The organism is Burkholderia sp. RF2-non_BP3, from assembly GCF_001522185.1.
In the GTDB taxonomy this organism is placed as follows: domain Bacteria; phylum Pseudomonadota; class Gammaproteobacteria; order Burkholderiales; family Burkholderiaceae; genus Burkholderia; species Burkholderia diffusa.
Genome location: NZ_LOSU01000010.1, coordinates 170,914 through 183,638 on the forward strand (window position 1 = coordinate 170,914; position 12,725 = coordinate 183,638).

General features: G+C 67.8%; 11 protein-coding genes. 6 read left to right on the forward strand and 5 right to left on the reverse strand.

Annotated features, from left to right (window positions below; genetic code table 11):
- Positions 1–11: 11 nt before the first annotated feature.
- Complete coding sequence (locus tag WS45_RS04340; protein ID WP_059533868.1) at positions 12–1,196, reverse strand: M20 aminoacylase family protein; 1,185 nt, start codon at positions 1,194–1,196, stop codon at positions 12–14.
- A 180-nt stretch (positions 1,197–1,376) separates the two neighbouring features.
- On the opposite strand from WS45_RS04340, the gene WS45_RS04345 reads away from it, so the two are divergent.
- Complete coding sequence (locus tag WS45_RS04345; protein WP_059698409.1) at positions 1,377–2,279, forward strand: LysR substrate-binding domain-containing protein; 903 nt, start codon at positions 1,377–1,379, stop codon at positions 2,277–2,279.
- Between the two features lie 177 nt (positions 2,280–2,456).
- Complete coding sequence (gene ppnP / locus WS45_RS04350) at positions 2,457–2,777, forward strand: pyrimidine/purine nucleoside phosphorylase (protein ID WP_006478890.1); 321 nt, start codon at positions 2,457–2,459, stop codon at positions 2,775–2,777.
- Positions 2,778–2,890: 113 nt separating this feature from the next.
- On the opposite strand, the gene WS45_RS04355 is transcribed toward ppnP, so the two are convergent.
- The 4 genes from WS45_RS04355 to WS45_RS04370 form a co-directional block, all read right to left on the reverse strand.
- On the reverse strand, positions 2,891–3,223 hold the full coding sequence (locus WS45_RS04355; RefSeq protein WP_175909541.1) for a hypothetical protein: 333 nt from the start codon (positions 3,221–3,223) through the stop codon (positions 2,891–2,893).
- A 424-nt stretch (positions 3,224–3,647) separates the two neighbouring features.
- A complete protein-coding gene (locus WS45_RS04360; protein WP_059698410.1) occupies positions 3,648–5,435 on the reverse strand; it encodes a chloride channel protein in 1,788 nt (595 codons plus the stop codon).
- A gap of 30 nt (positions 5,436–5,465) precedes the next feature.
- The gene (locus WS45_RS04365; protein WP_059533862.1) at positions 5,466–5,879 is read right to left on the reverse strand and encodes a MarR family winged helix-turn-helix transcriptional regulator; all 414 of its coding nucleotides are present in this window, start codon (positions 5,877–5,879) and stop codon (positions 5,466–5,468) included.
- 103 nt (positions 5,880–5,982) lie between these two features.
- Complete coding sequence (locus WS45_RS04370) at positions 5,983–7,158, reverse strand: HPP family protein (RefSeq protein ID WP_059533860.1); 1,176 nt, start codon at positions 7,156–7,158, stop codon at positions 5,983–5,985.
- A gap of 365 nt (positions 7,159–7,523) precedes the next feature.
- Between WS45_RS04370 and WS45_RS04375 the strand changes: the two genes are divergently transcribed.
- From WS45_RS04375 to WS45_RS04390, 4 genes are all read left to right on the forward strand, one after another.
- A complete protein-coding gene (locus WS45_RS04375) occupies positions 7,524–8,492 on the forward strand; it encodes a LysR family transcriptional regulator (RefSeq protein WP_059691282.1) in 969 nt (322 codons plus the stop codon).
- 182 nt (positions 8,493–8,674) lie between these two features.
- Positions 8,675–9,583: a LysR substrate-binding domain-containing protein gene (locus tag WS45_RS04380; protein WP_059698411.1), complete on the forward strand. Its 909-nt coding sequence runs from the start codon at positions 8,675–8,677 to the stop codon at positions 9,581–9,583.
- 220 nt (positions 9,584–9,803) lie between these two features.
- Positions 9,804–10,832, forward strand: coding sequence for a TRAP transporter substrate-binding protein (locus WS45_RS04385; RefSeq protein ID WP_059698413.1), 1,029 nt, complete (start codon positions 9,804–9,806; stop codon positions 10,830–10,832).
- A gap of 3 nt (positions 10,833–10,835) precedes the next feature.
- Positions 10,836–12,722 (forward strand): TRAP transporter large permease, encoded by a 1,887-nt coding sequence (locus WS45_RS04390; RefSeq protein ID WP_059698415.1) that lies wholly within the window; start codon positions 10,836–10,838, stop codon positions 12,720–12,722.
- Positions 12,723–12,725 lie beyond the last annotated feature (3 nt).

Sequence of the window (12,725 nt, forward strand, 5' to 3'; positions counted from 1 at the left end):
ATGAAGGGCCGTCAGGCCGCGAGCCAGCCTTCGGCGACGCGGACCCAGTAGCTCGCGCCGATCGCCAGGATGTCGTCGTTGAAGTCGTAGCCGGGGTTGTGCACCATGCAGCCGCCCTTGCTGCCGACCCCGTTGCCGATGAACGCATAGCAGCCGGGGCGCGCTTCGAGCATGAACGCGAAGTCCTCGCTGCCCATCAGCGGCGCGGCTTCGGTCTCGACGCGCTCGGCGCCGAGCATCTGGCGCGCGATGTCGGCCGCGAACGCGGTCGGTTCGGGATGGTTGACCAACACCGGGTAGCCGTAGTCGTAATCCACGTCCGCGGCGACGCCGAAGCTTTCCGCCTGGCCCTTCGCCAGCGCTTCGATGCGGCGGGCGAGCAGCGCGCGCACGTCGGCGTTCAGCGCGCGCACCGACAGCTTCATCACGACGGTTTCGGGAATGATGTTGAAGGTCTCGCCGGCCTGCACGCTGCCGACCGTGATCACGGCCGCGTGCTGCGCGTCGACCTCGCGCGCGACGATCGTCTGCAGCGCGACCATGATGCTGCCCGCGGCCGACATCGGATCGCGCGCGAAGTGCGGCATCGCGCCGTGACCGCCGACGCCGCGCAGCGTGATCGTCACGCGGTCGGCCGACGCCATCGCGGCGCCGGTGCGGAATGCCATGTCGCCGGCGGCGCGGCCCGGCATGTTGTGGATCGCGAAGATCGCATCGCACGGGAAGCGATCGAACAGGCCGTCGTCCATCATCGCTTTCGCGCCGCCGAAGTTTTCCTCGGCCGGCTGGAAGATCAGGTTCAGCGTGCCGGAGAACTGGCGCGTCGCGGCCAGGTGACGCGCCGCGCACAGCAGCATCGCGGTGTGGCCGTCGTGACCGCACGCATGCATCTTGTTCGCATGGCGGCTCGCGTAGGGCAGGCCGGTGGCCTCCGCGAGCGGCAGCGCGTCCATGTCGGCGCGCAGGCCGACGGTGCGCGTGCCTTGTCCTTCGCGCAGCACGCCGACGACGCCCGTCTTGCCGATGCCGCGATGCACTTCGTAGCCCCACCCGGTGAGCAGTTCGGCGACGAGATCGCTCGTCAGCGTTTCCTCGAACGCGAGTTCCGGGTGCGCATGGATGCGGCGGCGCACTTCGATGAGGTCCGGGGCGATCGCGGCGATGCCGGGGATGACGGGGTTCACGGCTTGCAGCATGGTGTCTCCTGTGGGTCCGGTGGACGTTTGACGCGCATATGACGTGGAAGGATATAAATTTCTTTTGCGCACCAGAAGCTGCTAAATTGCTTTGGTGCACACCACCGGTTGCCGCTCGGGAATACCCTGAGCCTGCATGCGCCGCGCTGCACGGGGTTTCCACGAATCACGCATGCCGCCATGAAATACCATCAGCTGAAAGCGTTCGTCACCGTCGCGGACGAAGGGAGCATCCGCGCGGCCGCGCGGCGCCTGAACGTGTCGCCGGCGGCGTTGACGAAAGCGGTCAAGGAACTGGAGATCGCGCTCGGCGTGTCGCTCGTCGTGCGCACCGCGCGCGGCGTGCAGCTCACGGCGTTCGGCCAGCAACTGCAGGTGCGCGCGCGGCTGATCGTCGCCGAGATGCAGCGTGCGCGCGACGACATCGAGCAGGCGCAGGGCGCGATGACGGGCTCGGTCGCGGCGGCGATCACGCCGGCCGCCGCGGTGACGATCCTGCCCGACGCATTTCGCGCGTTCCGGCGGCGCTTTCCGGTCGCGCGCGTCAGTCTGATCGAAGGGTTTCCGGGCGTCGCGCTGCCGCGCCTGCACGACGGCTCGCTCGATTTCGCGGTGGCCGTCGTCGTGCCCGAACTGCTGGCGGCCGAGTTCGATCACGCGGAACTCTACGCGAGCCGGTCATTGATCGTCGCGCGCAAGGGGCATCCGCTCGCGTCGGCCACGTCGCTAGCCGATCTCGTCGAGGCCGACTGGCTGATGAATCCGTCGCCGGAAAGCTCGACCCAGGTGCTGTTCAACTCGTTCATCGCATACGGGCTGCCGGTGCCGCAGCGGGTCGTCGAATGCCCGAGCTTCGGCCTCGCGCACAGCCTGATGACGAGCTGCGACCTGATCGCGTCGATGCCCGAACAGCTGCTGCACGGGGAGTGGGCGCGCGACCAGCTCGCGGTGCTGCCGATCCGCGAGCGGCTGCCCGGCGTGTCCGTGCAGGTCGTCACGCGGCGCGACAGTCCGCTCACGCCGGCCGCGGCAATGCTGCTCGACTGCCTGCGCGACTCCGCGCGCCGCAAGGGGCTCCGCTGAGCCGCGCGATGCGGGCCACGCAATGCATCGGGTAGTGATCCTTATGATTGGTCGCCCGCCTCGAGTCCGTCCCGCTTGCGGCCCGCCCGCCGCGAGCCGGTATCATAGCGGCCGGCCTGCCGCCCCGGCCGGCTTCCGACAACACGCCATCCGGCATCCAGCAATCAGAGGCATCACATGACCAGTGCAACCCAATTCGACAACGTATCGGTCGTCAAGCGCGCAAACGTCTATTTCGACGGCAAGTGCGTGTCGCATACCGTGCTTTTCCCGGACGGCACGCGCAAGACGCTCGGCGTGATCCTGCCGTGCGCGCTCAACTTCGGCACGGACGCGCCCGAATTGATGGAAGTGCAGGCCGGCAAGTGCCGCGTGAAGCTCGACGGCAGCAGCGAGTGGCAAACCTACGGCGCCGGCGAATCGTTCTCGGTCCCGGGCAAGAGCCGCTTCGACATCGAGGTGCTGGAGACGCTCGACTACGTCTGCAGCTACCTGTAAGCGCGCAAGCAAGGGTCGCGGCGCGTGCGCGCGGCCCATGCGCCTAAACAAAAAGCCCCGCCGAAGCGGGGCTTTTTGCATGCGGGCGGCGCAATGCCGTCCGGCAGCGGTGCTTACAGACAGGCGTTGATGTCGCCAGCGGCGGCCGCATCGCCGCGCACGGCGACCCACGTCTTCGCGCCCGGATTCGGCGACGGACGAACCATCGCGGCCGCGCCGTTCGGCGGTTGCTGGCCCGGTGCGTAGACATCGGTCGCGAGGCCGTTGGCGAGCACGTTCTGCGAGATCACTTGTTGCTGCGACTTGTCGGCCCAGGTCTTGGCGATGCACGCCGAGACTTCCGGGGCGGCCTTCTGGCTTTGTCCCACGTTCTGCGCGGCCGGATCGGCCGCGTGAGCAGAAATTGCCACGGTCAATGCGATGAGCGGTAAGTATTTCACGTTCACGTTTATCTCCCTCGAGTCGTGATTGATTGAGTGGGATGCGCAGCAGAACTGCGTGCTTGTGAGATTGCATCGGACAAATGCGGTTCCGGCGATTCCGAAACAAGTTGTTAACGCGCTTGCCAAACGGCAATCCGGATGCTGTGCGTTCTGTCGCGCGGCCGCATGCCTCGTGCGTGGTCCGTATGGAGACACGGTGGCGACGTCATGCGTCGTGAGGTCGGCTCGCTGCCCTGAGGTGTGGCGGATTGACGGTCGCGGCGTGCTGCATGTGTCTGCATGTCGCACCGCGACGCTTCTTTATTGGATGACGATGTGGAACGGCTGAATGATGGCCCCGTCGCATGCAGACCATGATGACAAACTTTCGTCCGATCGATTGTCAACGAAGTTTAAACGCCGGACGCGGCGCCGCGCGCGGTACGTGTCAGCCGGCCTTGCGTACACCTGCGTCGCGCAGGTTGACGGGTAGGACGGGACGGAAGCGTTCGCGCTTCTGTTCGTCGTCGAAGTGCTGGAGCGCGGGTTTGATCAAGTCGCTGCGCGACACGATGCCGATGATGCGCAGCGATTGCGGATCGTCGACGACCGGCAGGCGTTCGAGGCCGAGCATCGCGAGTCGCGATGCGACCACGCGGCACGTTTCGTGCGCCTGCGCGACGGCCGGCACACGTTCGGCGAACGCGCTTGCGAGCACGGCGCCGGGACCGCTCTGCGCGCGTTGCGCGTCGAGCGTCGCGCGATCGACGACGCCGAGGAGGCGCCCGTTCCGCACGACCGGGTATGCACGGTGCGTCTGCTTCGCGCCGAAGTACTGCGACTCGACCGCATCGAGCGTCGTGGCGCCGTCGATCGCGACGAGCGCGTCGGCTGGCGTCATCACTTCGGCCACGTCGTGGCGTTCGAGCGGATCGACGCCGTATTCGCGGTAGATGTGATACCCGCGGCGCGCGATCTTTTCCGTCATGATCGAACGCTTCATCACGACGGTCGCGAAGCCGTGCGCGACGAGTGTCGCGGCGAGCAGCGGCAGCAGCGCGTTCGCGTCGTGCGTGAGGCCGAACGCGAACACGATCGCGGTCAGCGGCGCGCCGAGCGTGGCGCCGAGCGTCGCGGCCATGCAGACGAGCGGCCACAGTGCCGGATCGCCGCCGGGCAACACCGGCGACAGCACGGTGCCGAGGCCGGCGCCGAGCATCAGCAGCGGGGCCAGCACGCCGCCCGACGTGCCGGAGCCGAGCGCGATCACCCACATCACGGCCTTCACGATCAGCAGCGCGAGCGCGATCTTCAGCGCGATGTGCTGGTGCAGCAGGTCGCCGATCACGTCGTAGCCGACGCCGAGCGCGCGCGGCTCGAGCCAGCCGCCGACGCCGATCACGATCGCGCCGAGCGCGGGCCACCACATCCAGTGCACAGGCAGCTTCGCGAAGGTGTCCTCGACGCGGTACAGCGCGGCAGACAGGCCGCACGCGAGCATGCCCGACAGCAGGCCCGCGACGATGCACGACAGCAGCGCGACGGGCGTCGGCGATGCGGTGGCCAACGGAAACAGCGGGTCGACGCCGAAGAACGCGGCGCGGGCGAAACCGGCCACCGCGCACGCGAGCGCGACCGGCAGGAAACTGCGCGGACGCCATTCGAACAGCAGCAGTTCGACCGCGAGCAGCACGGCGGCGACCGGCGTGCCGAACACGGCGGTCATGCCGGCGGCCGCGCCCGCGACGAGCAGCGTCTTGCGCTCGGCCGCGGTCACGTGCACGCATTGCGCGATCAACGAGCCGAGCGCGCCACCGGTCATGATGATCGGGCCTTCGGCACCGAACGGGCCGCCGCTCCCGATCACGACGCCGGACGACAGCGGCTTGAGGATCGCAACCTTCGGCGACATGCGGCTCTTGCCGAACAGGATCGCCTCGATCGCTTCGGGGATGCCGTGGCCGCGGATCTTCTCCGAACCGAAGCGCGCCATCGATCCGACGATCAGCCCGCCGATCACCGGCACGACGATCACCCACGCGCCGAGCGTGTTGTGGGCGGGCGAACGATCGACGAACGAGAACTGCTGGAAGAAGAACAGGTTCGTGAACAGGTGGATCAGGCTCGACAGCACGAACGCCGCCAGCGTGCTGAGCACGCCGATCCCGGCAGCCAGCAACGCGATCCCGGGCAGGCGTTCGTTGGTCGAGAAATCGCGTTTGTGTGGTGCGTTCATCGGAGTAGGGGAAGGTCGGTAAAGCCTGGGTCAGAAATCGATCTGCGGAACCTGGAACGTGCCCTTGAGCGATTTCAGTTCCGTGCGGTGCATGGCCGCGAGACGGGCGAGCAGCGTCTCGCCGGCTTCTTCGAGATGGACCTCGACTTGCCGGCGGTCGGCTTCGCTCGTCTTGCGCTTCACGAGCCCGAGCGCCTCGCAGCGCGTCACCAGCGCGACGACGCCGTGATGCTGCGCCTGCAGGCGTTCGGCGAGTTCGCCGATGGTGGCCCATTCGCGATGCGGGTAGCCCTTGATGTGCAGCAGCAGCAGATATTGCAGCGGCGTCACGCCTTCGCTTTGCGCGGCGCGTTCGGAGAAGCGCTCGAAGCGGCGCATCTGGTAGCGGAACTCGGACAGTTGCTGGAAATCGCCTTTGGTCAGCGCGCGTCGGGTATCGGTCATTGCGGTCGGTCGGGCAGCAGTTTCGGTAACGCGAAATATATCACAACATGATATAAATGGATGATTTTCAGCGAAATGGAGCGCATTTTTATGTTCGTCGGCGTTACGCGGCCTCGAGCATCCGCGTCTGCTGGTACAGGCCCGTGACGAGATCCGTCTGCGTAATGATGCCGACGAGCCGTTGCGATGCGTCGACGACCGGGATGTGGTGGTGGCCCGAATGCGTAAACAGCGGCACCAGCGCCGTGATCGGCAGGGTCTGCGGCACGGACGCGACGTCGCGGGTCATCACGGTGGCGACGCTGGGCGGCCGGCCGCCGAACGACTGCGGCAGGCGCGCGGCCAGCCGTTGCCACAGCGGGGCCGGGCGGCGCAACTGGCGCGTGAGGTCGGCGCGCGTGACGATGCCGATCAGGCGATCGTCGCCGTCCACGACGGGCAGCGCCTTTACGCGATGGCGGTCGAGCAGTGTCAGCGCGGCCATGACCGACGTCGACGGCGCGACTTCGATCGCGTTCTTCGTCATCAGGTCGGCGCACGTGAGCTGGCCGAACGTGCGCGCATACGCCTGCATCTCGGTTTCGCGCAGCAGCATTTCGAGGTCGTCCGGATCGACGTCGAGCCATTCGCCGCGGCGCTTCAGCACGGCGTCGAGATCGGCGCGCGTGAAGCCGCCGCGTGCCGGCGCGGCGCTGCCGCCTTGCGGCTTCGCGTCGGGACGCACGCCGCCGTGCGGATAGCGGTGGCCCGTCAGCGCGTGGTACACGAGCGCGGCCGACAGCAGGATCGCCGATTGCAGCGCGATCGGCTCGACCACGAAGCCGAAGCCGAGCGAGCGGATCGCGGGGCCGCCGAGCACGGCCGTCAGCGCGACCGCGCCCGACGGCGGGTGCACGCAGCGCAGTACGAACATGCCGCCGATCGCGAGGGCGACCGCAACCGCGGCGGCCGTGATCGGATCGGCGATCGACTGCGCGCAGGCGACGCCGACGGTCGCCGCCACCAGATTGCCGCCGATGATCGACCACGGCTGCGCGAGCGGACTCGCGGGCACCGCGAACAGCAGCACCGCCGACGCCCCCATCGGCGCGACGAGCAGCGGCACGAGGCCCGGCACGCCGGGCAGCAGCCGCATCGTGACGCCGACCGTCGCGATGCCGACGAGCGCGCCTGCGCACGAGCGCATGCGCTCGCGCCAGCCGAGCGTCATCGGATGGGGAATGAAGCTGTGCAGCCATTGGCGGAATGTGCGGCGCGACGGGGAGGAACCTGACGACATGGACGATAAGCGGTAGAAAGGGCGACGCGGATGACGCAGCGCAAGGAAGGCGCAAATTATATCGCGTCGTGATACAAATTGTCGCGCCGCATCAATACGTTGCGGGCGTGCGACGTATTCGTCTTGCAAAAACCTTTCATCCGATGAAAGCCTGGAGGCGCGGCGATCGCGCAAATTTGCCTGCGGCGGCGTACAATTCGGGCCACCGAATCCCCCGATATGCCACAACCACGCACGCGATGCCCGCTCTCCCGCCCGTTCCCCGGCATGGTGATCGCTTGCGTGTGGTTCGCGCGCCCGCCCCGATTCCCGTCTGACGCGAGCGCCGCCGACGTTCCTCCACCGATACCCCCCAAGCCAATTCAATGGACATGCTCGAAAACATGCGCCTGTTCGTGCGCGTTGTCGAAGCCGGCAGTTTCACCGCGGTCGCCAAAGAAATCGATGCGACCACCGCGCAGGTGTCGCGCGCGGTGTCGAATCTTGAAGCTCACGTACAGACGCGGCTGCTGCATCGCACGACGCGCCATCTCGGCCTCACCGAAAGCGGCGAGCGCTACTTCGAGCGTGCGAAATCGATCCTCGCCGAATTCGACTACGCGAACGCCGAGGCGCGCAACGCGCTGCTGCGGCCGAGCGGCAAGATGCGCATCCATGCGATGACGGGGCTCGGGCAGAGTCATGTCGTCTCGTCGATCGTGCGCTACCAGGAAGACAACCCGGACGTGTCGATCGAGCTGACGCTCGCGCAGCGGATGCCGAACCTCGTCGAGGAAGGCTACGACGTGTCGATCGTGACCGCGTCGCAGCTGCCCGATTCCGGCTACGTCGCGCAGACTTGCGGCACGAGTTGCAGCGTGCTGGTTGCATCGCGCGAATACCTGGCGCGGCATGGCACGCCGACCACGCCCGATGATCTGCCGAACCACGTGTGCCTGCGCCTCGATACGCCCGCATCGCCGGCCAGCGAGTGGCGGCTCGAGCGCGGCGACGACGAGGAAACGGTGTACGAGCTGCAGCCGGCGCCGTTCCAGGTCAACGTGCCGGATGCGTTGTGCGTCGCGGTGCGGGCAGGGCGCGGCATCGCGTGCGTCGCGCTGTACACCGTGCTCGACGACATCCGCGAAGGGCGGCTGATTCGCGTGCTGCCCGAATACCGGCTGCAGACGGTCAGCGTGTATGCCGTCTATGCGACGCGCCGCTATCTCGACGCGAAGATCCGCACCTTCCTCGACCATCTGCGCACGACGCTCACGCCCGCGCTGGAGAACGACCTGCGCGAACTCGACCGGCTCGCGGTCGCGCCGACGCCGGGCACGCGCCAGCGCGCGTGATGCCGCCGCCGGGCGTCATGCGTGCCGTGTGATCCGAATCCGGTCGAAGCGACCGGCGAGCGATGGTCATGGAGGCCTCGGTCGGCGCGCGCGGCGCGGCCGCGCATCGGCTGCAACCGAGTATGGGAATCGTATCGATATCGGTCTAACATCAAGACGCGATCGATTGATTCAAGATTTGAATGATTGAACTGAACCAGCTTCGCTGCTTCGTCGCCGTGGCCGAGGAACTGCATTTCGGCCGCGCGGCCAGGCGGCTCTTCATGACGCAGCCGCCGCTCAGCCGGCAGATCCAGTTGCTCGAACATGCGCTCGGCATCGCGCTGCTCGAACGCAGCAGCCGGCAGGTCAGACTGACCGCGGCCGGCGAGCGCTTCTTGCGCGATGCGCGGCACATCCTCGAATTTTCCGCGCGGGCCGAGCAGGCCGCGCAGCGCGTCGCGCACGGCGAGGCTGGCCGCATCACGCTCGGCTTCACGGCCGTCAGCGCATACCGGATGATTCCGGAACTGCTCGCGCATGCGGCGCACGCGCTGCCGGACGTCGATGTCGAGCTGCGCGAAATGGTGTCGACCGTGCAGATCGAGGCGCTTGCGTCGCGCATGCTCGACGCGGGCTTCGTGCGCCAGCGCGCGGCGCGCCATCCGCTCGAATACCGGCTCGTGCAGCGCGAGCCGATGCTCGTCGCGGTCGCGCAGGGCGCGCCGCTGGCCGCGTACGAGCAGATCGGCCCGGACGAGCTCGACCGGCAGCCGTTCATCGCGTATTCGCCGAACGAGGGCAAGTACTTCCACGACATGATCTCGGGGATGTTCGCCAGCGCGGGGCGCTTGCCGAATTACCTGCATTACGTCGGGCAGACGCATACGATCCTCGGCCTGGTGCGTGCCGGGCTGGGTGCCGCGCTGGTGCCGGCGTCGGCACGCGAGCTGCATGTGGACGGCGTGGTGTTCCGGCCGCTCGCGGGCGTCGACGTGGCGGCCGAGCTGTATCTCGCGTGGCGCGCGGACAACGACAATCCGGCGCTGCCGGTGTTCAACGCGATGGTCGGGCAGTTTCTGACGGACGGTGCGGACGGCATCGCCGTTTAGAAAAAGTCAGTTGTCTGACGATATCCGCCGGCACGCCTGACGTGCGCCACGGGCCGGAAAGACCGAAATGCGGCGACGCCGCGTGGTACTTCGGCCCGAAATTTCCACCTGCCCGTCACGGGAAAACCCTCATTTCACGCTCATCGGTCGTCGTATTACTGTATCGATACACTAAATCGATACAGTTGCGTCAGAAGACGCGATTGGAAAGGAGACGGCCATGACTACCTTCACCCGGCGGCGCTTTCTGCAAACGGCGTCCGCCGCCACGCTCGCGGTCGCGGGCGGCTTGCCGGAAATCGGTCGCGCGGCGCAGGCCGTGACGCTGCGCTGCTCGTCGTCGATGCCGGCCGATCAGAACGCCGCGCACTACGTGTGGTACGAGCGCCTCGCGGCGAACCTGAAGGCGAGCGTCGGCGACGCGATCCGGGTCGACTACTTTCCGAACAGCCAGCTCGGCAAGGAGAGCGACGTCGCGCAGCAGGTGAAGATCGGCGCGATCGACATGATGATCGCGGGCTCGTCGATCTGGGCCACGGTCGCGCCGGAACTCGGCATGCTCGATCTCGGCTACCTGTTCGACAGCTATGCGCACGTCGCGAAGGTGCTCGACGGCCAGGTCGGCGCCAGCCTGAACGCGCTGCTGCAAAAGCGCGCGGGCTGCTCGGTGCTGACGTGGGGCTCGCACTTCGGCGGGCGCTGCGTGTTCACGAAGCAGCCGGTCACGGCGCTGCAGGGCGTGAAGGGCACGAAGCTGCGCGTGCTGCCGACGCCGGCCTTCATGGACACCTTCAAGGTGATGGGCGCGGTGCCGACGCCGATTCCGTTCGGCGAGCTCTACATGGCCGTGCAGACGGGCGTCGTCGACGGACTCGAGCACGATCCGGCCACCGTGCTCGCGAGCCGCTTCGACGAGATCGTCAAGTCGTGCTGGCAATCGCATCACGTGTTCGCGGCGATGACCGTCGTGATGGGGCGGCGCGCGCTCGAGCGGATCCCGGCGAACCTGCGCCCGGCGTTCGACCGCGCGGTGGCCGACGCGACCGCGCAGCAGCGCGCGATCGCGGCGCAGAAGGCCGAGCAGGCGGAGGCGGCGCTGAAGCAGCACGGGATGACGTTTCATCCGATGGCGGATGCCGAGCGCACGGCGCTGCGGCAGGCAATGCACGACCGCCTCTACATGGCGTTCGCGAAGCAGTATCCGGCCACCGCGCCGCTGTTTCCGGCGATCGCCGCCGCGCGGGGTTGAGCGATGGATACCGGTTCCGTTTCGAGCGCCGTGCCGGCCGTCGCCCCAGGCCGTCCCGTGCGCGCCGCCGCTCGTGCGCTGGATGCGGCGATGCGCTGGATCGAATACGTGTCGGCCGCCGTGCTGGCCGTCGACGTGCTGGTTGTATTCGTGTCGGTCGTCTTCCGTTATTTCCTGCACGATCCGGTCGACTGGGCCGAGGAGGTCGCGAGCGCGCTGATGATCGTGCTGGTGTTCTTCGGCGCGGCGACGGTGCTCGGCCGCAGCCAGCACGTCGGCATCGACCTGTTCCGCGGCTGGCTGCCGGCACGCTGGCAGGGCGCGCTCGTGCAGATCGGGCACTGGATCGTCGCGGCGGTGTCGCTGAACCTGCTGGCGTCGTCGTGGCAGTTGCTCGGCGACTCGTACGATCAGTTGACGACCGGCGGCCTGCCGGGCTGGATCAACGTGTATCCGATGATGTTCGGCGCGCTGTTCATGAGCGTGTTCGCGCTCGCGAACGCGCTGAACGCGCCGCGCCGCCGCGTGCTCGGCACGCTGGCCTGCTGCGCGGTGCTCGCGGGTGCCGTGTACGGCTGGAACGCGCTGTGGCCCGAACACGCGATCGCGCCGGGGGCGCTGCTGGTCGCCGGCTTCGTCGGCGGGCTCGTGCTGGGCGTGCCGATCGGCTTCGTGCTCGCGTTCTCGGCGCTGCTGTACTTTCTCGCCGATCCGACGCTGCCGTTGCTCGTCTATTCGCAGCAGGTGATGGCCGGCGCCGATCACTTCGTGCTGCTCGCCGTGCCGTTCTTCGTGCTGGCCGGCTTGCTGATGGAGTCGAACGGGATGTCCGCGCGGCTCGTCGAATTGTTGCTGCGGATCTTCGGGCGCGTGCGCGGCGGGCTCGGGCTGATCGTGATCTTCGCGACGGCGTGCTTTTCCGGCGTGTCGGGTTCGAAGCTGGCCGACATCGCGGCGGTGGGCGGCGTCGTGATGCCGGCCGTGCGCCGCGCGCGGCAGGATCCCGACGAAACCGCGGCGCTGCTCGCGTGCAGCGCGGTGATGGCCGAGACGATTCCGCCGTGCGTGAACATGATCATCATGGGCTTCGTCGCGAACATCTCGATCGCCGGGCTGTTCGTCGCGGGGATCGTGCCGGCGGCCGTGCTCGCCGCGTCGCTGGCGGTCGTGACCGTGATCTGCGGACGCCGGATCGACATCGACGCCGTGTTCGTCGAACGCCGCGCGTGGCTGCCGCTCGCCGGCGGCGCGCTCGTCGCGCTGATCATGGTCGCGATGATCGGCAAGGGCGTGACGTCGGGCATCGCGACGTCGACGGAAGTGTCGGCGTTCGCGGTGGTCTATGCGCTGGTGGTCGGCTGGGCGGCGTTCCGCGAGTTGACCTGGCGCTCGGTCGGCCGCGTGTTCGTCCGTGCGGCGTCGATGGCGAGCGGTATCCTGTTCATCGTCGCGGCGGCGTCGAGCGTGTCGTTCGCGCTGTCGATCGAGCAGATTCCCGCGCTCGTCTCGGGCACAATGACGGCGTTTGCCCATCAGTACGGCTCGACGGCGTTCCTGTTGCTGGCCGCGCTGCTGATGATCGTGTTCGGCGCCGTGCTCGAAGGCGCGCCCGCGCTGATCATCTTCGGGCCGCTGCTCGCGCCGATCGCGCTGCAGCTCGGCATCAACCCGCTGCATTTCGGCACGGTCGTGGTGGTGGCGATGGGGCTCGGCTTGTTCGCGCCGCCCGTCGGGCTCGGGCTGTTCACGACCTGCGCGATCACGGGGACCGAGGTCGCGCGCGTGGCGCGGCCGATGGTGAAATACCTGCTGGTGCTGTCGGTCGCCCTCGTGGCGCTGATCTTCGCACCGGCGTTTTCGTTGTGGCTGCCGGCCCGTTTCGGCCTGTAGCCC